This window comes from Pseudomonas sp. Sample_10 (genome assembly GCF_004321495.1).
Lineage (GTDB): Bacteria > Pseudomonadota > Gammaproteobacteria > Pseudomonadales > Pseudomonadaceae > Aquipseudomonas.
The window spans coordinates 1-22,366 of record NZ_RCOE01000065.1 but is presented as its reverse complement, the minus strand read 5'-3'; the positions used below and the strand labels follow the sequence as shown (position 1 = coordinate 22,366).

General features: G+C 58.6%; 20 protein-coding genes. All 20 read right to left on the bottom strand.

Annotated elements, in window-relative coordinates; translation table 11 throughout:
- Positions 1–6 precede the first annotated feature (6 nt).
- Entirely contained in the window at positions 7–1,365 is a 1,359-nt protein-coding gene (gene fliI, locus D8U18_RS06775) for a flagellar protein export ATPase FliI (protein ID WP_056853020.1), read from the bottom strand.
- Entirely contained in the window at positions 1,355–2,152 is a 798-nt protein-coding gene (fliH, locus tag D8U18_RS06770; RefSeq protein WP_131107320.1) for a flagellar assembly protein FliH, read from the bottom strand. Before fliH ends, fliI begins: the two co-directional genes overlap by 11 nt.
- A gap of 4 nt (positions 2,153–2,156) precedes the next feature.
- Positions 2,157–3,176, bottom strand: coding sequence for a flagellar motor switch protein FliG (fliG, locus tag D8U18_RS06765; RefSeq protein ID WP_056853022.1), 1,020 nt, complete (start codon positions 3,174–3,176; stop codon positions 2,157–2,159).
- Positions 3,169–4,956, bottom strand: coding sequence for a flagellar basal-body MS-ring/collar protein FliF (gene fliF, locus D8U18_RS06760; protein WP_056853023.1), 1,788 nt, complete (start codon positions 4,954–4,956; stop codon positions 3,169–3,171). The genes fliG and fliF overlap by 8 nt, the downstream gene beginning before the upstream one ends.
- A gap of 15 nt (positions 4,957–4,971) precedes the next feature.
- A complete protein-coding gene (gene fliE / locus D8U18_RS06755) occupies positions 4,972–5,301 on the bottom strand; it encodes a flagellar hook-basal body complex protein FliE (protein WP_056853024.1) in 330 nt (109 codons plus the stop codon).
- Between the two features lie 107 nt (positions 5,302–5,408).
- A complete protein-coding gene (locus D8U18_RS06750) occupies positions 5,409–6,800 on the bottom strand; it encodes a sigma-54 dependent transcriptional regulator (RefSeq protein WP_130932058.1) in 1,392 nt (463 codons plus the stop codon).
- Between the two features lie 5 nt (positions 6,801–6,805).
- Positions 6,806–8,011: an ATP-binding protein gene (locus tag D8U18_RS06745; RefSeq protein ID WP_162250570.1), complete on the bottom strand. Its 1,206-nt coding sequence runs from the start codon at positions 8,009–8,011 to the stop codon at positions 6,806–6,808.
- 128 nt (positions 8,012–8,139) lie between these two features.
- Entirely contained in the window at positions 8,140–9,615 is a 1,476-nt protein-coding gene (locus D8U18_RS06740) for a sigma-54 dependent transcriptional regulator (protein WP_056853027.1), read from the bottom strand.
- A 171-nt stretch (positions 9,616–9,786) separates the two neighbouring features.
- Positions 9,787–10,083 carry a flagellar protein FliT gene (fliT, locus tag D8U18_RS06735; RefSeq protein WP_131107319.1) on the bottom strand — a complete coding sequence of 99 codons (297 nt, stop codon included), beginning with the start codon at positions 10,081–10,083 and terminating at the stop codon, positions 9,787–9,789.
- 17 nt (positions 10,084–10,100) lie between these two features.
- A complete protein-coding gene (gene fliS, locus D8U18_RS06730; RefSeq protein ID WP_131107318.1) occupies positions 10,101–10,496 on the bottom strand; it encodes a flagellar export chaperone FliS in 396 nt (131 codons plus the stop codon).
- Positions 10,497–10,649: 153 nt separating this feature from the next.
- Positions 10,650–12,038: a flagellar filament capping protein FliD gene (gene fliD, locus D8U18_RS06725; protein ID WP_131107317.1), complete on the bottom strand. Its 1,389-nt coding sequence runs from the start codon at positions 12,036–12,038 to the stop codon at positions 10,650–10,652.
- Positions 12,039–12,119: 81 nt separating this feature from the next.
- On the bottom strand, positions 12,120–12,467 hold the full coding sequence (locus D8U18_RS06720; protein WP_131107316.1) for a flagellar protein FlaG: 348 nt from the start codon (positions 12,465–12,467) through the stop codon (positions 12,120–12,122).
- A gap of 74 nt (positions 12,468–12,541) precedes the next feature.
- Positions 12,542–13,966 carry a flagellin gene (locus D8U18_RS06715; protein WP_131107315.1) on the bottom strand — a complete coding sequence of 475 codons (1,425 nt, stop codon included), beginning with the start codon at positions 13,964–13,966 and terminating at the stop codon, positions 12,542–12,544.
- Positions 13,967–14,214: 248 nt separating this feature from the next.
- On the bottom strand, positions 14,215–15,144 hold the full coding sequence (locus tag D8U18_RS06710; RefSeq protein ID WP_056853033.1) for a ketoacyl-ACP synthase III: 930 nt from the start codon (positions 15,142–15,144) through the stop codon (positions 14,215–14,217).
- Between the two features lie 298 nt (positions 15,145–15,442).
- On the bottom strand, positions 15,443–17,023 hold the full coding sequence (locus D8U18_RS06705; protein WP_131107314.1) for a flagellar hook-associated protein 3: 1,581 nt from the start codon (positions 17,021–17,023) through the stop codon (positions 15,443–15,445).
- Between the two features lie 13 nt (positions 17,024–17,036).
- The gene (gene flgK, locus D8U18_RS06700; protein WP_131107313.1) at positions 17,037–19,049 is read right to left on the bottom strand and encodes a flagellar hook-associated protein FlgK; all 2,013 of its coding nucleotides are present in this window, start codon (positions 19,047–19,049) and stop codon (positions 17,037–17,039) included.
- 24 nt (positions 19,050–19,073) lie between these two features.
- Positions 19,074–20,357 carry a flagellar assembly peptidoglycan hydrolase FlgJ gene (gene flgJ / locus D8U18_RS06695; RefSeq protein WP_131107312.1) on the bottom strand — a complete coding sequence of 428 codons (1,284 nt, stop codon included), beginning with the start codon at positions 20,355–20,357 and terminating at the stop codon, positions 19,074–19,076.
- Positions 20,358–20,370: 13 nt separating this feature from the next.
- Positions 20,371–21,444 carry a flagellar basal body P-ring protein FlgI gene (locus tag D8U18_RS06690; protein ID WP_162250571.1) on the bottom strand — a complete coding sequence of 358 codons (1,074 nt, stop codon included), beginning with the start codon at positions 21,442–21,444 and terminating at the stop codon, positions 20,371–20,373.
- Positions 21,445–21,486: 42 nt separating this feature from the next.
- A complete protein-coding gene (gene flgH, locus D8U18_RS06685) occupies positions 21,487–22,182 on the bottom strand; it encodes a flagellar basal body L-ring protein FlgH (RefSeq protein WP_056853038.1) in 696 nt (231 codons plus the stop codon).
- A 53-nt stretch (positions 22,183–22,235) separates the two neighbouring features.
- Positions 22,236–22,366 (bottom strand): flagellar basal body rod C-terminal domain-containing protein (locus D8U18_RS06680; RefSeq protein ID WP_277752465.1); only part of this gene is annotated, 131 nt, incomplete at its 5' end.

Here is a 22,366-nt window from a genome sequence, read left to right as displayed (position 1 = left end):
GGCCGGTTAGCCGCCCGCCGCGGGCGCGAAGATCGAGGCGAGATACGCTTCGCTTTCGCCCAGGCTGATGCTGTCGTTGAGACCCTGGCGCAAGTACTTGACCAGTTGTGGTTGCAGGGAGATCGCCAGGTCGGTCTCGCGGTCACCACCGGCGACGTATGCGCCGACGCTGATCAAGTCGCGACTTTGCTGATAACGCGACCACAATTGCTTGAAATACTGCGCACGGGTCATGTGTTCCGGTGACACCACCGCTGGCATCACCCGGCTGATGGACGCCTCGATATCGATAGCCGGGTAATGCCCCTCCTCGGCCAAGCGCCGGGACAGCACGATGTGCCCGTCGAGCACGCCCCGCGCCGAGTCGGCAATCGGGTCCTGCTGGTCATCGCCTTCGGACAGCACGGTGTAGAACGCTGTGATCGAACCGCCGCCCTTCTCGGCATTACCCGCTCGTTCCACCAGTTTCGGCAACTTGGCGAACACTGAAGGCGGATAACCCTTGGTCGCAGGTGGCTCGCCGATGGCCAGGGCGATTTCCCGCTGGGCCTGGGCGAAACGGGTCAGCGAATCCATCAGCAACAGGACGTTCTTGCCCTTGTCACGAAAATATTCGGCAATGCGCGTGCAGTACATGGCGGCGCGCAGACGCATCAGCGGTGCATCGTCCGCCGGGGACGCCACCACCACCGAACGCTTGAGCCCTTCTTCACCGAGGATGTGCTCGATGAACTCTTTAACTTCACGACCCCGCTCGCCGATCAGCCCGACGACGATGATGTCGGCCTCGGTGAAGCGGGTCATCATGCCCAACAGCACGGATTTACCGACGCCAGTACCGGCGAACAGACCGAGGCGCTGGCCGCGACCGACCGTCAGCATGCCGTTGATGCAACGAATGCCTACGTCCAGCGGCTCGCTGATCGGTTCGCGTTTGAGCGGGTTGATGGTCGGGCCGTCCATCGGCACCCAGTCTTCGGCCTTCATCCCGCCCTTGCCATCCAGTGCACGACCGGCGCCATCGAGTACACGGCCAAGCATGCTCATGCCCATCGGCAAGCGACCCGTGTCGGACAAAGGAACGACGCGGGCACCGGGTGCAATACCGGCGACGCTGCCGACCGGCATCAGGAAGACCTTGCTGCCGGAGAAGCCCATGACTTCGGCTTCGACCTGCACCGGATGATAGCTGTCGTCATTGATGACCATGCAACGACTGCCCATCGCAGCGCGCAAGCCTTCGGCCTCGAGCGTGAGGCCGACCATACGCAGCAAGCGGCCTTCAAGAATCGGTGCGCCAGCCAGTTCCGTGGCCTCTGCATAGCTGCTCAGGCGCTTGGCGAAACTGGTCCGTTCAAGGCGCATCGGGGAGATCCGCATCGGCTGCGACTGCGGGCTTGTTTTCGACCGGCAGCTCAAGGCTCACGTCCGGCGCAGCTGGGTGCAGTGCCTGCTCGTGGAGCTGATCGAACAATTTGTCCATGACCTGTTTGACGCGGGTTTCCACCGTGGCGTCAATACGACTGTGCTCGGTCTCGACCCGACAGCCGCCCGGCAACAGCGATTCGTCTTCGACAATGCGCCAGGTTTCTTCATGGCGTTCGCGCAGGGCTTTGACCTGTTCGAAATCCTGCGGATTGATGTACAGCCGCACGTTGCCCACGCCCAGCGGCAACAACTTGAGCGCCTCGCGCATGACGTGTTCGATCTGCGTCGAGTCAATGGCCAGTTCGCGCTGAATCACTTGTTTGGTGATGTGCTGCACCAGATCGACCAAGGACTTTTCAATCAGGGTGTCCTGTTCGGCGATCGGCTCGAACAGATGCGCCATCAGTTGCTCCAGCCCGGCGATCTTTGGCGCCAATGCCTGTTCGGCTTCCTGGCGGACCTTGAGGGTGGTGCTATGGAAACCTTCTTTTTCACCCACCGCGAAGCCTTCGTTGTAGGCTTCCTGGCGAATGCTTTCGAGCTCCTCGAGAGTCAGTGGCTGGACTTCCTCCAGCGGCACTTCTTCCATTTCCGGCGGCTCGGGTTCCGGCTCCGGTTCAGGCTCGGGGGCTGGCGGGTCGAAGCTGGGCAGCGCCCAGGTATCGAAACCACTGACATCCCCGGCCCGGATCAGGTCAGTGGGTAAATCATCATGCTTGGCCATGGGCTTAAATCATTTCCTCGCCGCCCTTGCCACCGAGAACGATTTCTCCGGCTTCGGCCATTCGGCGGGCGATGGTGAGGATTTCTTTCTGCGCGGTTTCCACATCGCTGACGCGCACCGGGCCTTTGGCTTCGAGGTCGTCGCGCAACAGTTCGGCGGCACGCTTGGACATGTTCTTGAAGATTTTCTCTTTGACGCCTTCGTCCGAGCCCTTGAGCGCCAGCACCAGCACATCGGAAGACACTTCGCGCAGCAATGCCTGGATACCGCGGTCGTCGACATCGGCCAGGTTGTTGAACACGAACATGAGGTCTTCGATCTGACCGGACAGGTCTTCGTCGACTTCGCGGATCGAGTCCATGAGCTGGCCTTCGATCGAACTGTCGAGGAAGTTCATGATGTCCGCCGCACGCTTGATGCCGCCCAGGGTGGTTCGCGAAGCGTTGGAGTTGCCGGAGAACTGCTTCTCGAGAATCTGGTTGAGTTCTTTCAGGGCCGCTGGCTGCACGGTGTTCAGCGAGGAAACCCGCAGAATGATGTCCAGACGCACCTTGTGGTCGAAGTTGCCGAGCACTTCACCGGCCTGATCCGGGTCGAGGTAGGCCACCACGATCGCCTGGATCTGCGGGTGCTCGTAACGAATAACGTCGGCGACGGCGCGGGGTTCCATCCACTTCAGGCTGTCGAGGCCACTGGTGTTGCCACCCAACAGAATGCGGTCGATCAGGCCGTTGGCCTTGTCTTCGCCCAAGGCCTGGGTGAGCATTTTGCGCACGTAGTCATCGGAACCGACGCCCAGGCTGGTCTGGTCGCCGACGATGTCGACGAACTCGCTCATCACCTGCTCGACCTGCTCACGGTGAACGTTCCCCATCTGCGCCATGGCCACGCCCACACGCTGGACCTCTTTGGGCCCCATGTGGCGCAACACCTGGGCGGCATCGGTAGAGCCAAGGGACAGCAGCAGAATCGCGGCTTTGTCGACCTTGGTCAGCTTGGCGGCAACGGCTCGGTTATCACTCATCTGCGTTAATCCACTCTTTCACGACCTGGGCCACACGACCCGGGTCTTCTGCCACCAGACTCTTGATTGCGTTCAACTGTGCGTCATAGCCTTCGCTCGGGCTAGGCAGCAAGATGCTTTGCGGGCCGCCAAGGCTGACACGGTCGTTGGCCAGTTCGCCGTCCAGACCACCCATGCCACCCAACTCGACATCGCTGCCGATACCGGCCAGCTGCTTGCCCTTGCCACCACCGGTGATGTTGTTGAGCACCGGGCGCAGTACGCCGAACACCAGCACCAGAATGAACAGGACACCCAGCACTTGCTTGACGATGTCCCAGAACCAAGGCTGGGAATAGAACGGTATGTCGGCGATCACTTCGCCGCGATCGGCAGAGAACGGCATGTTGATCACACTGACGCTGTCACCACGGCTGGCATCGAAACCGACTGCGTCCTGGACCAGGCGAGTAAAGCGCGCCAATTCGTCGGCGGTCCACGGTGCGCGGGTGGTTTCACCGTTGGCCGGGTTGACCTTGACCTGGTCATCCACCACCACCGACACCGACAGGCGATTCAGACGCCCCTGTTGCTGCTTGGTATGGCTGATGGAACGGTCGAGTTCGAAGTTCTTGGTGGATTGTTGACGCTTGTCAGCCGGGTATGGCGCCAGCATCGGCTGGCCGGTGGCCGGGTCCATGATTTGCTGGCCGTTGGCATCGATCAGCGGCTGGCCTGGCTGGACCATCCCGGCAGCAGGCGCAGCGCCAGCGGTGGTTTGCGGGGCGGAGGCCGGCGCGGGTGGCTGGTTGCTCAAGGCACCGGGGACACCTTGCGGACCATTGCTGGCGGTACGTTGTTCGTTGACCGACTGCTCGCTGCGCAACGCCGGTTGATCGGGGTTGAACTGCTCGGAAGTCGACTCGACGGCACTGAAGTCCACATCGGCGGAGACTTCGGCTTTATAGCGATCGTTGCCCAGCACCGGTTGCAGGATGTTGTGCACACGCTGGGTGAGCATGCTTTCCATGCGGCGGCTGTAATCGAATTGCTTGCCGGCCATGGTCAGTTCGGAGTTTTCCGCCTGATCGGAGAGCAGGTTGCCCTTTTGGTCAACAACAGTGATCTGCGACTTGCTCAGCTCGGGAACGCTGGTCGCCACCAGATTGACGATGGCCACCACCTGGCCCGGCTCCAACGAGCGGCCAGAATACAGTTCAACCAGTACCGACGCACTCGGCTTGCGTTCATCGCGCACAAACACCGAGCTTTTCGGAATCGCCAGGTGCACGCGAGCACCCTTGACATTGTTCAGGCTGGAAATGGTCCGGGCCAGTTCACCTTCGAGGCCACGACGATAACGGGTCGCTTCCATGAACTGGCTGGTGCCCAGGCCCTGCTCTTTATCGAGAATTTCAAAACCGATGTTGCCATCGCTGGGAGTGACACCAGCGCCGGCGAGCTTGAGCCGCGCACGGGACAGGTCTTCAGCCTTGACCAGCAAGGCGCCGGAGTTCGGTTCGACGGTGTAGGCAATGTCGGCGGCGGCCAGGGTGTCCATGACTTGCTTGGCGTCCATACCGGCCAGGCTGCCGTACAGCGGACGGTAGTCCGGCTGCTGGGACCACAACACCACGGCAAAACCAATCGCCACGCTCGCAGCCAGGCCGACCAACAGGCCCACCTGACGCAGCATGGTCATCTCGGAGAGGTTTTCCAGGAAGGACAACCCGAACAGCGGCGGTTTGCCGTCTACTGGAGTGGCCTTGGCCGGAACATTATCGGCGACTGCTTCTGCCATGACTCAATCTCGTCCTTAAACCGGCATCTGCATGATGTCTTGGTAAGCCTGAACCAGCTTGTTACGTACTTGGGTCAATGCCTGGAAAGACACGCTGGCCTTCTGCGAGGAAATCATCACGTCCGTCAGATCGACGCCGCTCTTGCCGATCTCGAAGGCGCTGGCCAACTGAGAGGAAGCCTGTTGGGTGTCGTTCACTTTATTGACGGCCTGACCGAGCATGTCGGAAAAGCTGCTGCCATTCAGTTCAGGGACGGCGGCAGTCGATTTAGGCGCAGACATGGCATCCATTTGCATGGCGCGCATATCCAGCATCAACCGATTGAATTCAATACCTTGGCTCATGATTTCTCTCTTTGGCGGCCCGCAATTTTTTGACACTCACTCGGCGGGTAATGAGGTGTTAGCAACAAGGGTGCCAGCTTTCCAGCCAGCCCCTCTGCAAGAGCGGGTCAGGTGGCGAACAGATACGCCTCGACATCCATCCCGGCATCCCGCATCTGCGCCAGCTTGTAGCGCAAGGTGCGCGGGCTGATGCCCAGACGCTCGGCAGCTTCCTTGCGGCGGCCGCGCTCGGTGCGCAAGGTGTCGATGATCATCTGGAACTCGCGACGTCGCAGGTCATCGCCCAACGCCCCGGCAGACTCGGCGTCAACTTCCACCGTGCGCAGCGGCGTCGACAGCGGCACCAATGCCGGCAACGGCGCGCAAGCCACCGGCCCTGCCAGACAGAAATCCTGAGGCTGAATCATGCCGCCATGTTGCAGGATCAATGCGCGTTGAATCGCGTTATCCAGTTCGCGCACATTGCCCGGCCACGGGTAGGCGATCAGGCACGCCTGCGCCTCGGGCGACAACCTCGCCGCGGCATGCTTCATTTTGTTGACGTGCTTGGCCAGCAGCCGCTCGGCCAGCGGCAGAATATCGGCGGTACGCTCCCGCAGCGGCCGCCATGCCAGCGGGAACACCGACAGACGATAATAGAGATCCTCACGGAAGCGCCCCGCCGCCACTTCCCCGGCCAGATCCCGGTTGGTGGTGGCGACCACGCGAATATCCAGCGTGATCGGCTTGCGCGCACCGACCCGCTCGACTTCGCGCTCTTGCAGCACACGCAACAACTTGGCTTGCAGCCCCAAGGGCATTTCGGAGATTTCGTCGAGCAGGATGGTCCCGCCGTCGGCCTGCTCGAACTTGCCGGCCTGGGCCGCGATGGCGCCAGTGAACGAGCCCTTCTCGTGACCAAACAGCGTGGCTTCGAGCATATTGTCGGGAATCGCCGCGCAGTTGATCGCAATGAATGGCTGACTGGCGCGGTGCGAGTGCTGGTGAATGTAGCGCGCCAACACCTCCTTGCCGGTGCCGGACTCACCCGAGATCAACACTGTGGAATCGCTGCGTGCTACACGTGCGGCCAATTCCAGGAGTTGCGCACTGGCCGGCTCGAAAGCCACCGGCCCTTCGTTGTCGCTGGCGCCAAGATTGCCCAACGCATGGCGCGATACCAGATCGAGCAATGCCTTGGCTTCGAACGGCTTGACCAGATAATCGGCCGCACCCTGGCGCATTGCATCGACCGCCCGCTCCACGGCACCGTGCGCCGTCATCAGCAACACCGGCAGTTGCGGTTGTCGCGCGCGCAGCAGGCCAAGCAGTTGATGCCCGTCCATACCCGGCATGTTGACGTCGCTGACGACCAGGTTGAACGCCTCGGTTTCGACCGCCGCCAGGGCTTCTTCCGCCGAACCGACGGCTTTGTAATCATGCCCGGCGAGCAAGAGCGTATCGGCCAACGCTTCACGCAGCGCGCGGTCATCTTCGACCAGCAGAACCTTGATACCCATGACCTTCACTCCGCTCCCTGAGCGCTGCTTTTATCGCTGACAAAAAGCGGCAGGACTACCTGCGCACACGTGCCGCGACCGATTCGCGAACGCAGCTGCAATTCTCCCTGATGAGCACGGGCAACCGCCTTGACCACGGTCAGGCCGAGACCGGTGCCGGTGGCTTTGGTCGTGAAAAATGGCTCACCCAGACGCGCCAGCACGGTGCCTTCGATGCCACTGCCGCTGTCGCTGACACACACACGCAAATGGTTGTCCCGGGCATACAGATGCACCTTCAAGCGCACGTCACCGGCGCTGGCTTGAATGGCGTTTTCGATAAGGTTGAGAAGCGCACCGACCAGGGTGTCGCGATTGCACAGCAGATCACCGGCATGACTGTCGCACTGCCAGCGGATCGGCAGATCCTGCACGTGGGGCAGCGCCGCCGCTTGTAACGATTGCATCAATTGCTTCGGCGTGACGCGGTCGGTCAACGGCAACTCGCCGCGCGCGAACACCAGCATGTCGCGTACCTGATGCTCCAACTCGTGCAAACGCTCCTTGAGCCGCCCGGCGAAACGCTGCTGAGTCTCGACGGGCAACGCTTGCTCGGTCAAATGACTGGCGTAGAGCAATGCAGCGGACAAGGGCGTACGAATCTGATGGGCCAGCGAGGCAACCATGCGCCCCAGGGAGGACAGCCGCTCGTGTCGAGCCAGTTGATCTTGCAGATGACGGGTTTCAGTCAGGTCGTTGAGCAACACCAATTGACCGGGCTCAGCGTCCAGCGAACGCGTGGCAATCGACAGGCGTCGACCATCCTTCAAAGAGACTTCGTGACCATCGTCTTTACGCGGCGCAAAGCAGCGCGCAATGACATGACGCCACAACTCACCCTCGAGCGGCAGGCCGAGCAGCTCGCAGGCCGTCGGGTTGGCCTCACGCACCACACCCTGAGCGTCGATGACGATGACACCACCGGGCAACAGATCGAGAAGGTTTTGCAGACGGTTGGCCAGGCGTTCTTTTTCCGCCAGCTCCTGCATGCGCTGGGCACTGACGACCGCCAGTTCGCCCTTGAGCTCGGTGACCCGCGCTTCAAGCATGCTGTAGGAGTCGGTCAATTGACTCGACATCTGGTTGAACAGTGCGAAAGCCTGCTCGAGGCCAAGCCGGCTGGCCTGTTCTACGGACGATGATTGCCCCAGGGCATCAGGGCCATGAGACATCTGGGCGGCTTGGGGCATCGTGCTCTCTCGCTGTGCTGACCGTCAGTTAAACGGAACGTTGCGAGGGATGTAGCAATACCCGTGCCTAAAAAAAACCGCCTATAAATGAATGACTTGAAAAACAGGCGTCAATCATCCGCCTGTTCATCTCCGTCACGACGGCTCATGCCGTACTTGCGCATCTTCTCCACGAGCGTGGTGCGTCGGATACGCAGGCGTTCGGCAGCACGCGCCACAATGCCGTTGGCATCGTCGAGCGCCTGTTGAATCAAGCCCTGCTCCAGGCCACCCAGGTAGTCCTTAAGGTCCAGGCCTTCCGGCGGCAGCATGGCACCGGCGGTGAAGTCCGGGGTATGGCCGTTAATCGCCACGCGCTCTTCGAGATCACTGCGCAGGGTGTCGACCATCTGCTCGTCTTCGTCGTCGACGTAGCGGAATTTCTTCGGCAACTCGACCACGCCGATTACCCCGTACGGGTGCATGATCGCCATGCGCTCCACCAGGTTCGCCAACTCACGGACGTTGCCCGGCCAGCCATGACGGCACAGGGACATGATGGCGGCGGAGTTGAAGCGAATCGAACCACGCTTCTCGTGCTCCATGCGCGAGATCAGCTCGTTCATCAACAGCGGAATATCTTCGACGCGCTCGCGCAAGGGCGCCATCTCGATCGGGAACACATTCAGGCGATAGTACAAATCTTCGCGGAAAGTGCCGATCTCGATCATGCTTTCGAGATTCTTGTGGGTCGCCGCAATGATGCGCACGTCGACGCTCTGGGTCTTGTTGCTGCCCACGCGCTCGAAGGTGCGCTCCTGCAACACGCGCAGCAATTTGACCTGCATCGGCAGCGGCATGTCGCCGATTTCATCGAGGAACAGGGTACCGCCGTTGGCCAGTTCAAAACGCCCGGCGCGGCTGGTGATCGCGCCGGTGAAGGCGCCCTTCTCGTGGCCGAACAATTCGCTCTCGAGCAGCTCGGCAGGAATAGCCCCGCAGTTGACTGGCACGAACGGCGCTTCGCGGCGCTTGGAATGGTAATGCAGGTTGCGCGCGACCACTTCCTTGCCGGTACCGGACTCACCGAGGATCAGCACGCTGGCATCGGTGTCGGCGACTTGCTGCATCATCTGGCGGACGTGCTGAATCGCCCGGCTGGTGCCGACAAGACTACGGAAAAGATTGGGTTCGCGATGACGACCGCGCTCCCGGGCCTGGTCGTACATCTCGCGATAGACCTGGGCACGGTGCAACGAATCGAGCAATTTGCTGTAGCTCGGTGGCATTTCGAGAGTCGAAAGCACCCGGCGACGCTGGTCTTCAGGCAAGTCAATGGAAGAATTATCGCCCATTAGCAAAACCGGAAGGAACTCATCCCAGGTCGAGAGTGTCTTTAGCAAGCCCAAAAGTGCACCAGGAGCATTGACCGTCCCGATGAGGACACAGATTACTTCTCGACTAGACGACAAAGAGCCGACAGCCTGCTGCCAGTCATGGCTTCCGCAGGGTAAATTTTCTTCACCGAGAAAATTTAAAATCACCGCCAGGTCGCGGCGGCGGACGCTATCGTCATCAATCAGCAGAATTTTGGTTTCACGCCACATGCAATAGCAACTTCCCTAGTCAACTCAATGCCCAAAATGCTGGGGCAAGCTAAACGCTTGCAGGCCTGATATGCCTGAAGACGACTGAAATCTGGAACAGCCACTAGTTAAGTCAAAAATCCGTGCACAGTCAAATTTATGGCGCACTTTGTTTGGATTAACTGGCGTCAATTAACCAAACAGATGGTAAACCTTTGATGCCTTTTGTGCTTGGGTGATCTGCGACATCTCGTCGACTATCGCCTGACGCTCACCCATCGTCGCCGTCAGCAAGTCTTTATACACGGCCAACAACCCCTCAAGATTGGCTCGCACCGCATCTTCATTGATCGGTGCTTCACTGAGTACCTCATCGACACACTCCCGACATGCCGCATCCAGCTCGCCAATAGCGTCCCAATTTCGCGCCGCCAGGGCGTCGACCAGGGCCTCGCGGGTTTCTGCGATTCGCTGCAGTGCTTGACTCATGACGTCATCCTCGGCCGTCAGGCCTGTGGGCTGGCAATCGCATCCCAACCGCTTTTCAGGGTTTCGAGCAGGCCAGATACTTCGTCGATGATGGCTACATCGTTGCTAGTGTTAGCCTCTATCAATCGGTTGGTCATGTAGGCATACAAGCTGTCCAACTGTTCAATAGACGCAGGATCTTCGGTTTTCTCCGGGTTCAACCCATCCCGTAGCCCGATAATGATGTCGGTAGCCTTGCCCAGCATCAAACCCTTCAGGGCGATGTCACCCCGCTCCAGAGCACCCTTGGCTTGAGCCATACGATCAAGGCCACCCTCCATCAGCATCTGCACCAGACGATGAGGATTGGCTTCAGAGATCTGGGCATGGGAATTGACCTTCTGGTATTGGCGAAGGGCTCTCATGGGGTTCATGTTTCTACCTCGTGACAGACAACAGCTTGAAATTGGGAAGGCTCTGATCTTTATGTCGACTGAGCGACAGAGAACTTTAACGCAGACCGTCCACCAATGAAAAAACCCAGGCGCTGTCATTACAGACTGCCTGGGTTTTTATGCCCGACGAAATTAGTCGTCTTTTTGGTTATTCAGCGCATTGAGCGTAGTCATGATGCTGTCGCTCTGAGCACGAAGCTTAGCTACCAGGGAGTCCATAGCGTTGTACTTTGCCGAAAGACTGGTTTGCAACAAAGTCATACGCTCATCAAGGGTAGACTGTTGTTTTTTCAGCTCAGTGAGGCTTTCGGTCAAGGATTTCGAACGCTCGGCCAAGGTGCCCGTACTTGCCTTGGCATAGTCGTCAGTGGCCGTCGTGAGACGCTTCAGCAAGCCGGTTTCGCCATTGAAAATACTGCCGATGTCCGCAGCATTCGTAGTTATTGCTTTATCCCACTTTTTGTCGTCCATCGTCAGCAGACCCGTTGTCGAGTCTGTACTAATTCCGAACTGCGCCAGTGATTTGAAGGTTCCGTTCCCTGACATCGCATTCAGTTCGTTGCGGATCGAACTAGTCAGGGTGCGCATCGAAGCATCGCCGGTCAATGTACCCGCAGTCGGCGTTCCATCTTCGCCGATAGTGACCTTAGTCTCGTCACTTATAGCCTTCATCAAAGCGTTGTAGGTATCGACAAAACCCTTTACCCCGGATTTCATTACCGTGGTATTGGTACTTACTGCAATGGTAATCGGTGTCTGCACTCCGGTGGTGGCGTCCTTAGGTGAGACCGCCAGTAACTTGATACTCACGCCGCTGACCGCTTCCTCAATGGTATTGGTCTTGGACTCCAAGGCAATACTGCCGTCAATGGTGTACTTGGCATTCTTCGGCACTTCCACAACAGTGGCGCCGACATCGACGCCTGAATTACCCGACAACGTGATATCTGAACCAACGCCCATGGTTGTGGAGGTCAACACCAGCCGGGAACCAGTGGAGTCAGTCAGGATGTTTGCACTTAAACCGGCAGTTGAAAATTGCGAGTTGATCGAGTCACGCACTTGCTGCAGCGTCGCGCCTGCAGGCACGCTCAGATCATATTTCTTGCCCGACTGCGAAATCGTCAAGGTGGTCGGAGACGTTCCACTGTTAACCACCGAGGATGCTCCGCCAGCAAAGGTCTTGGTCGACAGTTTTGAGGCGCTGGCCAACTGCGAAACAACGAGCTTGAAACTACCGGTAGACGCGCCATTACCAGCTGTCATCGTAGCGATTTTCTCATCCGACGACGTACCGGTCAGCCCCGTGAAACTACTGCCTGTGCTCATGGTGGTAAGAGCACCACGAAAAGCATCCAGCGCCGCCTGAATCTTTCCGATCGACGACAGCGTGGTGGTTGCTTTCAACGTTTGAGTGTTGATCTGCGTTTGTTTAGGAACTCTTTCGGCATCAACCAAAGATTTAACAATCGCCTGGGTATCGATGTTCGAACCAATACCGCTAACCGTTGAACCCGCCATCGTCTTACTCCTTATCCAGTGGCCGCCGTTTTCTTGGCGAGGTGCGCCTCAATCACAGATACCAACAATATTCATGCCAGCTCAGACCTTGTCGTCAAACAACAGGCTGCTGGCTTGGCTCAGGCTTTGCGCCAGTTTTAATGCAGTTTCCGAAGGAATCTGGCGAATCACGTCACCACTTTCGGTGGCGATGACCTTGACCACAACCCGGCCGGTAGAGTCATCAATGGAAAAGTCGAGCTTGCGCTGGCTTGCTTGAACAAACTCGCGAATATCGGTAACCGCTTTTTCCAGCTCGTCGCGCTTGGGTTCTGTCGCCGCCTGGGCAACAGCTTCAACCTTCGGCCGACTGACCGGTTCAACCGGTGCAGGTTGGCTTTGAGGTGCAACCTGTGGATAAGACTGGTTCAACTTGACGCTCATATCCATGTCCCATCTCCTCATCACGGAAAAGACAAAAGGGCACGTAAACGCGCCCCTCCGTCATTTACCAAACGCTGAAATTACTGAAGCAGCTTCAGTACAGCGGATGGCAGCTGGTTAGCTTGCGACAGGATGGCAGTCGAAGCCGATTGCAGCGTTTGTTGCTTGGTCAACTCTGCAGTTTCAGCCGCAAAGTCCACGTCCTGCACGGTAGAACGAGCAGCGGTGGAGTTCTTCTGGATGTTCTGCAGGTTGTCAGCAGTGGTGGTCAGACGGTTCTGGGTAGCACCCAGACCCGAACGGACGCCGTCGATGGTGCCGATGGCCTTGTCGATAACTGCCAGTGCGTTTTGAGCATTGGTAGCATCGGTCACGTCAGTCTGAGCGATGGTTTTCTTGGTCGACGAAACAGTTGCACCAGAGAACACATCCGAGACGCCAGTAGCGGTGTCGCTCAGCGAATAGCCTTTGGCGGAGTCGAGGGAGACCTGACCGGTAACAACAGTCGTTGCGCCAACCAATGCAGTTGGGGTAGCGAATGCACCGCTGCCATCTTTTGCACCGACTTTGATGTTTGCAATCGCGTTAGCGTCAGCACCCGAGAAAGTCAGGTTTTCGCCCGAATCGGATTTTACCGAAAGGCTCTTGTTCACTTCGTCGTAGTTAACGCTGATACCGAGCTTGGCAGCGTTGGACTTCAGTTGGTCTGCCAGGCCTGCCAGATCGGTAACACCTACGAAGTCAACGGTACCGCTGCTACCCACAGCCAGCTTGAAGTTTGCTGGTGTAGCGGCACCCACTTCCAGCTTGACTTCGGTGCTGGCAGTAGCAGTCAGACCACCAATTGCGCCGTTCAGGCCAGTGGCAATGTCTTTCGCCGAAGCAGCAGCGCCATAAGCAACAGTCTTGGTTTGGCCGTTACCAGTAACGGTGATATTGCCGCCAGCCAAGCCAGTAGCGCTCGGTGCGATTGCCTTACTTTTGATCTGCTGCGAACCGATATTGCTGGCCGCTACGTTTTCCAGGCTCAGGTTGATGGTTTCGTTGGCATTGGCGCCGACCTGAATAGCCTTGGTGCCGTACGAACCGTCCAGCAGCTTCTGGCCACCGAAAGTGGTGGTCTGGGAGATACGCGTCAGTTCAGCTGTCAGAGCCTGGTATTCGTCGTTGTTCGACTTACGGTCGTCTGCGCTCAGGGAGCCGGTAGCCGAGGACAGAGCCAGGGTACGCATTTTTTGCAGGATGTCGGTCGAAGCCTGCATCGCGCCTTCAGCAGTTTGAGCGATGGAGATACCGTCGTTCACGTTCTTGACCGCTTGGCCCAGGCCGTTGATCTGGCTGGTCAGGCGGTTAGCGATTTGCAAGCCAGCAGCGTCGTCTTTGGCGCTGTTGATACGCAGGCCGGAAGACAGGCGCTGCATGGAAGTAGCCAGGGCACCGCCGGCTTTGTTCAGGTTACCCTGGGTGCTGATGGAGGCAATGTTGGTGTTTACGGTTAAAGCCATGACGAAATCCTCGTTGGATGGATACTGCGGCTTCCGGCCCTGGCAACCGCCGGGTGTGGCCTAGAGAACCTACGTAATAGTTATCGTCGTGAGGTGGCTTTGCTTGAGGGGTTTTTTCGAATTTTTTAGTGGCAGCGTGCCAGCCCTTTATTTTCAAGGCTTTACAGACAAAAAGTCGGCGCCAGAAAAACGCAAAACGCCCGGCAACCTGAGTTGCCGGGCGTTTTTTTTGCCTGCGTTCGGATTGATTAGCCGCGATAAAGAATCGCCGAGCCCCACGAAAGGCCTACGCCAAAGCCGCTGATCGCCACGCGCGTCCATTTCGAATCGAACACGTGGTTCTGCAACAGCAACGGAATACTCGATGAAACCGTGTTACCGGTTTCGAGCATGTCCTTGACGAACTTCTCCGGCTCACCTTCTTCAAAGCGACGCGCCACGGCATCGACAATGGCCGCGCTGCCCTGGTGAATGCAGAAGGCATCGATGTCGCCGGCTTGCAGGTTCGACTCGTCCAGCAGCTCATGCAAATGCGCCGGGACTTTCAACAGTGCAAAGTTGAATACCTGACGGCCATTCATGAAGAACACACCATCGGTAACCTTCAAGTGCGGTGCACCGGAACCGTCGGTGCCGAACTTCGACTTGCCCAGCTGCCAGACAGCGTTTTCGCCCATCCAGGTTGCGGTGGCGGCATCGCCGAACAGCATGGTGGTGTTACGGTCTTCCGGGTCGACAATCTTCGAATACGGGTCGGCGGTAATGAGCAGGCCGTTTTTCAGCCCCGCCGCTTCCATGAAGCCTTTGATCGCATAAATGCCGTAGACGTAACCGGAACAGCCCAGGGAAATATCGAAAGCGGCGACATGGGTCGGCAGGCCCAACTTGTCCTGAACGATCGCAGCGGTGTGCGGCAGCCCTTCTTCATCACCGTTCTGGGTGACGACGATCAGACAGTCGATGGCTTCACGCTTGAGTTCGGGACTGGCGGCGAACAGCGCATTGGCGGCTTCGACACACAGGTCGGAGGTTTCCTGATCGGCATCCATACGCGGCAAAAACGCCGAACCGATCTTGCCAAGGATGAAGGTTTCATCCTTGTCGAACTTTGCACCCTGGGCGTAGTTATCAACCCCGGCTACCGGCACGTAACTCGCAATATTTTTTATGCCAATCATTATGGCTTCCCAATAATAAACAGCTGAACATCGCCGCTCGCTGAATCGAGGGCGTCTACAGTCAGGGCCTGGCATCGTCGGCGCTCAAGCAAACACCTTGAACATCCGCCACCTTTCACCGCCCGCAGACAGGATACAGTGAAGATGCGCGTTTTGACTGACGGGTCACTCAGAGATCGCTGCTTTATTTGATTTTATGGCCCTGATTCCGCCCTTTGCGCCTCGCTTCCTACAAAAAAAGAGCAAAAAAAAGCCAGCCCCCGGTGACAGGGACTGGCCGCGAGCGGTCAGGACCGACTCAAAGCTTGTTGAACAGACTCAGCTGGGAAACCTTGGCGAACGCCAGTTGCGCAGCCTGCAGCATGGTTTGCTGCAAGGTCAGGCGCGTCAGGACTTCAGCCGGGTCGGCTTCCCTGATTGCCGACTGCGAACTGGTGTTGATCAGGTCGGTGCTTTGAATCGAATTGCGCTGCATGTCCATCACGTTGCCCCGGGCACCAATTGCACCACGCGCCAGATCCACCTGGTTCTTGGCGTTGCTCAAGTTGGCAATGGAAGAAGCAATGACGCTGTCCAGATTACGCTGCGCTGCCGGGTTACCAGAAGTCGGTACTTCAAGCGCCTTACGTAACTGACTGACCGTATCGAGTACGTTCTGAGTCTGGTGTGTGTTGACCGTAATGTCGAACTGATCACCTGCCGCAGGAGCCGTGGCGCCACCGAGGGTAAAGCTGACGCCAGCGGCTGTCGCCACGCCAGCCACCACGGTTCCGGTAGTCACTGGAGTGCTGCCGCTAGTCATCGGACGGGTGTACAACTCAAAGGTCCCAGGCCCGGTAAACTTCAGGACGGCCCCGCCTTCAGGGAAAAAGCTCTTGTAATCGGTACTGTTGGTTACCGAAGTCTGACTGATGACTGCCGCCGACGTGTTGCCCGGAGCACGCGTGCTGACGAAGCTGTCTGGCTTTGCTGCCAACTGGAAACTGTGTCCCGCGATGACCGCATCCGCATTGGCTGGATTGTCGGTCGCCTGGAATGAGATATCCAGAGCAAAACTCACACCACGGAAACTGATGTCAGAGCCGTCCTTGTTGTTCGGATCGAATTTACCCCCACCCGTCGCTTCGGCGGTTACGTCGTTACCCAAGGCATCCGTTATCACAAATTGCGTACTGCTGGTGAACGCCAGAGTGTAAGGCTGTCCATTGCGGAAGCTGGCGTCGAACGCAGGACCGGAACTCACCAGGCCTTGGGTCAAGGATACTCGCCCGTCATCGACAGCCGGCGCGGTCATGGTGGTCGTGCTGCGTGCGGCGTTGATTGCCTGTTGAAAAACATCCCAACCGGTATCATTCAGACCCAGCGACATCGAATCGCCGATCTTCAGTTCCAACTGGGTCTGGTCACCTTGATAGCTGTAGGTGCCGTCACTGTTGCGCACAAAAGGCTGTGTGTTATTGCTGGCGCCGGAAAAGATGTATTTACCATTGGCGTCCTTGCTGTTCATCAAATTCAACAGTTGCTCTTCCGCCTGCGCAACTTCAGCGCCAATGGATTTGCGGTCGTCGTCGTTCAACGAGGCGCCACCGGCGCGCACGGCCAGCTCGCTGACTTTTTGCAGCACGGTGTTGATGCTGTCCAGCACGCTTTCTTCCTGCGCCTGAGCCGTGTTCAACGCGTTGATGTTGGTCGTGTACTGACCCAGCATTGCCTTTTGTTGCTCGAGTTGCAGCAAACGCGCCGCTCCGACCGGATCATCAGCTGCTTGCGCCAGTTTCACGCCGCTGCTGGCTTGCTCAGCCGTTTTCACCACATTGTTGAGGTTGCGCGAATAGTTGGCAGCCGTCGTGGCGTAATACTGTGCTGTAGAAATACGCATGTTCTACGGCTCCTTAAAGGGCATTGATCAGGGTGCTGAAAATTTCCTGCGCAGTCTTGATGATCTGCGAAGAGGCCGTGTAGTACTGCTGATACTTGGTCAGGTTGCCCGCTTCTTCATCGAGGTCGACGCCCGACAACGAGTCACGGGCATTGCGTGCACCGGTCATGATGGTGTCGGTAGCCGTGGCATCCAGTTGACCTTGCTTGGTCAGGGAGCCGACGGTCGATACCAGGCCACCATATGCATCGGTAAAACTGACACCCGGGCTGGTAGCGCTGGCACCGACGGTAGCCTTGGTTTGCAAAGCGAGCAGTGCCTGGGAGTTGCGGTTGTCGGTGCTGTCGGCCGCTGTCATGGCGATATTGAAACTATCGCCCGACTTCGGGCTACCGCTGACGGTCATACCCACACTGAAGGTTTTGGCGTTGCCACCGGCATCGGTGTAAGGCACCGAAATGCTCACATCATTGTCCTGGCCTGGCACGATGCTGCCGGTGCCGATGCTGTTGCCCTTGGAGTCGAACACTTCGTACGCCGTGGCGCTGGTCATCAACATACGGACCGGCATCGATGCCTTGACCGCCGTCTGCACTTCCAAACGCTGCACTGGATCGTAAATATCCAGCTGGGTTTTCAGGTTCGGCTGGCTGACCGCACCGGTCCCATTATTGCCGGAGGCCTTGGTCGAGGTCAGCGGCGCGGAGGTGGCCAGGGTCTTTGTGTCGGTCATGACGGTGGTCATGTCCGCCGCTGAGCCGCGGGTCGGGGTGATCTTGAAACTGTCGCCAGCGGCGACGGTGCCGGCGTTGATGCTCAGGCTGAAGCCGTCGATGACCGGTTGTGCAGCGGGCGGCGTGGCGAAGGCGAAGTTGCCCATGTCGGTGTTGTCCGACAGGCGACGCACGTTGTAACCGGTGGCGGTGATGGTCACCTGATAGTCACTGGCCTGCACCTTGCTGGTGTCATTGATGGTGACGTTCAGGTTGCCGGAAGCCGGGTTGTTGTTGCCGTTGGCAATGCTGCGCTGGCTGATCGCTGCGGCACTGTTGATGTTGTTGAACAGATTCGCGCCGAAGTTGCCGTTCTGGTCCAGACCTTGGCCCAACTGCTTGTTGACCTGATCGGCCACGACCATGGCGATGCGCCCCAGGCCATTGACCGCTGGCGTCAACACCTCATTGCGATAACGCACCAGCCCACCCATTTCGCCGCCGCTCATCACCGACGTGATATCCACCGACGAGCCGTTGCGATCCATGATGATCGCCGAGCGAGTTGGATCGGCAGGATCCGGCGCCACGCGCAACTTGTTGACGGTATCGCCGACCACCAGTGGCTGGCCGCTGCCCAGATAGATATCGAGGCGGCCTTCGGTTTCAGTCACCTGAGTACCGACCAGCTCGTTGAGTTGGCGAATGGTTTCGTTACGCTGGTCCAGCAGTTCGTTGGGCGTGCCGCCAGAACCGCTGACTTCGGCGATTTTCTTGTTATAGGCCGCAACATTCGACGCCAGCTTATTGACCTGATCGGCCATCGAACCCAACTGGTCGTTGATGTAAGTATTTTGCTGCGACAGCTGCTGCGAGATGGCATTGAAGCGGCTGCTCAAACCCTGGGCATTGGTCAGCAATGCCTGGCGAGCAGCGTTGTCATTGGAGTTGCCGGCCAACGTCTGCAAGGAAGCGAAGAACGATTGCAGGGTCTTGGTCACACCGGTACCGCTGTCGGACAGCAGCTTGTCGACCTGGGTAGCCTGTCCCAGATAAGCCTGCGCATCGCTGTTGAGCGAGGTGGTGGTTTGCAACTGGGCATCGAGATAGCTGTTGTATACCCGACGCACATCGGCCAACGTGGTCCCGGTGCCAATGAACACATTGCCATACTGAATAGAATTTTTGCTGTTCTGCACAGTTTGTTGGCGCGAGTACCCGACGGTATCGACGTTGGAAATGTTATTACCGGTAGTCACCAGCGAGGCGTGGCTAGCGGACAAACCCGACATTCCGATGTTGAGCAAACTCATGGTTCAGACCTTATGACCTTATGCCTATAAAGGCGTGGTGGAAACGCCCGCCGCAGCGTAGTTCTGGTAACTCGTCATCTGCTTGGCTATCTGCGAAATCTTGCTTGCGTAGTCCGGGTCGGTTGCATAACCGGCCTTTTGCAACTCGCGTACAAACTGTTCTGGGTTATCGGCCGACTTCACGACATCTTGATAGCGATTATTCGTCTGCAACAACGTCACAAGATCATGGAAACTGTCCTTGTAAGAGGCATAGGAACGGAACTCGGCCGTCTCCTTGACCATCTCGCCATTTCTGAATTCGCTGGTGATCGCGCGCGCTGAATCGCCCTTCCAATTGCTGCTGGCCTTGATGCCGAACAGGTTGTGGCTGCTGCTGCCGTCCTGTGCGCGCATGACCGATTTACCCCAACCGGTTTCCAGGGCAGCCTGCGCCACCAGGTAACGCGGATCGACACCAATGCGTTCGGCGGCTTCCTTGGCCATCGGCAGCATGGTGTTGACGAATTGGTCGGCGGAACTGAAGGCTTTCTTCGCCGGCGCCAGTGGAATCTGGGCGATGGCGCGACCATGGATCTGCAAGCCTGCGCCCGATGTTGCCTGCGCATTGGCCAACCAGTCGCCGTTGTACAGAGGCCCGGCACCGGTGAGGGTGGTGCGCTCCGGCAATGGCGTTTTGTTGACTGCCGCAGTCGCTGTAGTCGTTGCCGAAGGCACCAGGCCGGCGAGCAAGCGGTCAGCCAGTTTCGGCGGCAATGCCAGGCGCCGCTGATTGATCAGCGCCATGTCGTTGCTGTGTGCGCCCTCGCCTGTCGGTGCGCTGACCGAACGCGAAGCCCATAAAGGACGTTGACCATTGACCCGCGACAACGGCCCGTTGATTGCCACCGTGCCCGCCGCGATCGGCGTTTGCGCGGCGGCTTTCGCCGCCTCCTGCTTGGCGGCGGACAACGTCGCCGCCTCACCCGGAGCCAGCGGTTTGTTTTTCGACATCTGCCGCATCAACACGTCCGCCAGCCCGATGCCACCGCCCTCGCGGGACATGGAGACGGCCAGTTGCTGGTCGTACATTTCCTGATACTGCTTGGCCTCGGCGGTGTTCAGCGGGTTGTCCTTGCCCAGCGCTTCGGTGGCCGAGCGCATGGACTTGAGCATCTCGCCGAGGAACAGCGATTCGAACTCCTGCGCAACCTTGCGCATGTTGGCGTCGCTGTTCTTGTCGCCGACCTTGAGCTGGTTCAGGCGGTTCAGGTCGGAGAACGCACCCGAATCGCTGCTGCTGACCCGCCCACTCTTGAACATGTCCATAGGATCGCCGTCCTTAAATCACGATCAGGTCGGCTTGCAACGCGCCGGCCTGCTTCAGTGCTTCGAGGATGGCCATCAGGTCGCCCGGTGCCGCGCCGACCTGGTTCACCGCACGGACGATTTCGTCGAGGGTGGTGCCCGGGCCGAATTTGAACATCGGCTTGGCTTCCTGCTCGGCGTTGACCCGCGAGCGCGGCACGACGGCGGTCTGGCCATTGGACAGCGGGCCGGGCTGGCTGACGATCGGGTCTTCGGTGATGGTTACCGTCAGGCTGCCGTGGGTGACGGCGGCCGGAGAAACCTTGACGTTCTGACCGATCACGATGGTGCCGGTACGGGAGTTGATGATGACTTTCGCCACCGCCTGGCCCGGATCGATTTCGAGGTTTTCGAGGATCGACAGATAGTCGACCCGCTGGCTTGGATCGAGCGGCGCAGTCACGCGAATCGAACCGCCGTCGATGGCCTGGGCCACACCAGGGCCGAGCATGTCATTGATCTTGTCGACGATGCGCTTGGCCGTGGTGAAGTCGGAACGATTGAGGTTCAGGGTCAGGCTGTTGCCCTGGTTGAAACCGCTCGGCACCGCTCGTTCAACCGAAGCACCGCCGGGGATGCGACCGGCCGAGGGAACGTTGACAGTGATCTTCGAACCGTCGCGACCTTCGGCATCGAAACCGCCCACCACCAGGTTGCCCTGGGCCACCGCGTAGACGTTGCCATCGATACCCTTGAGCGGCGTCAGCAGCAATGTACCGCCGCGCAGGCTCTTGGAGTTACCGATGGACGATACGGTAATGTCGACCTGCTGCCCCGGTTTGGCGAACGGAGGCAAATCGGCGCTGATCGACACTGCCGCGACGTTTTTCAATTGCACGTTGCCCGAGCCAGGCGGCACCTTGATGCCGAACTGCGACAGCATGTTGTTGAAGGTCTGCAGGGTGAACGGGGTTTGCGTCGTCTGGTCGCCGGTACCGTTAAGCCCGACCACCAGGCCGTAACCGATCAATTGGTTGGAACGCACGCCGGAAATACTGGCGATGTCCTTCAGCCGCTCGGCTTGAGCGTTGAAGGCCGCGGACAGCATCAGTGCGGCAACGATGAGACTTCTGAAATTCAACGTAGCCACCTAGAAAGGGAACAGCGGGCTGAGGAAGAAACGGTCGAACCAGCCTGGCTGACTCGCATCGGCAAACGAACCGGTGCCCGAATAAGTGATGCGCGCATCGGCGACACGGGTCGACGACACGGTGTTATCGGTGGAGATATCGTCGGCACGAACCAATCCGGCAATCCGTACCAGCTCATCGCCGGTGTTCAGCGTCATCCACTTCTCGCCGCGCACGGCAATGATGCCGTTGGGCAGCACGTCGGCCACGGTCACGGTGATCGAACCGGTCAGGGTGTTGCCCTGCGCCGCCTTGCTGTCACCCTTGGTCGCGCGGTCGCCTTCATAGCTGGCGTCCAGGCTCAAGTCGCCACTGCCGAACGGGTTGTTGGTGTTGGGGGTGGAACCGAACAGCGAGCTCAGGCCGATGCTGGCCTTGCTGTTCTTGCCGATTTGCGAGTTGGCGTTTTTGCTGGCCTGGGTCTTCTCGTTCAGGGTGATGGTGATGATGTCACCAACCCGGAACGCCTTGCGGTCGCTATAGAGGTTCTGCTCGAAACCGGCCTGGTAGATCGAACCGTTGTTCGCGGCAGCCGGCAATGGCGTGCGCGGCAACACCGGAGCGTAGTAAGGATCATTGGGCTTGGGTGTCGGACCGACACAGCCGGCGAGCACGGTGATCCCACTCAATGCCAGAACAGAAACGAAGCGATTCATGACCCTTACCTCACGGTGTTGCAGGCGGCCGCATGACCGCCTCATAGACTTGATTACAGATTCTGCGTTACGAACGAGAGCATCTGATCGGCGGTGGAGATCACCTTGGAGTTCATCTCGTAGGCACGCTGAGTGGTGATCATGTTGACCATCTCTTCAACGGTGCTGACGTTGGACGTTTCCA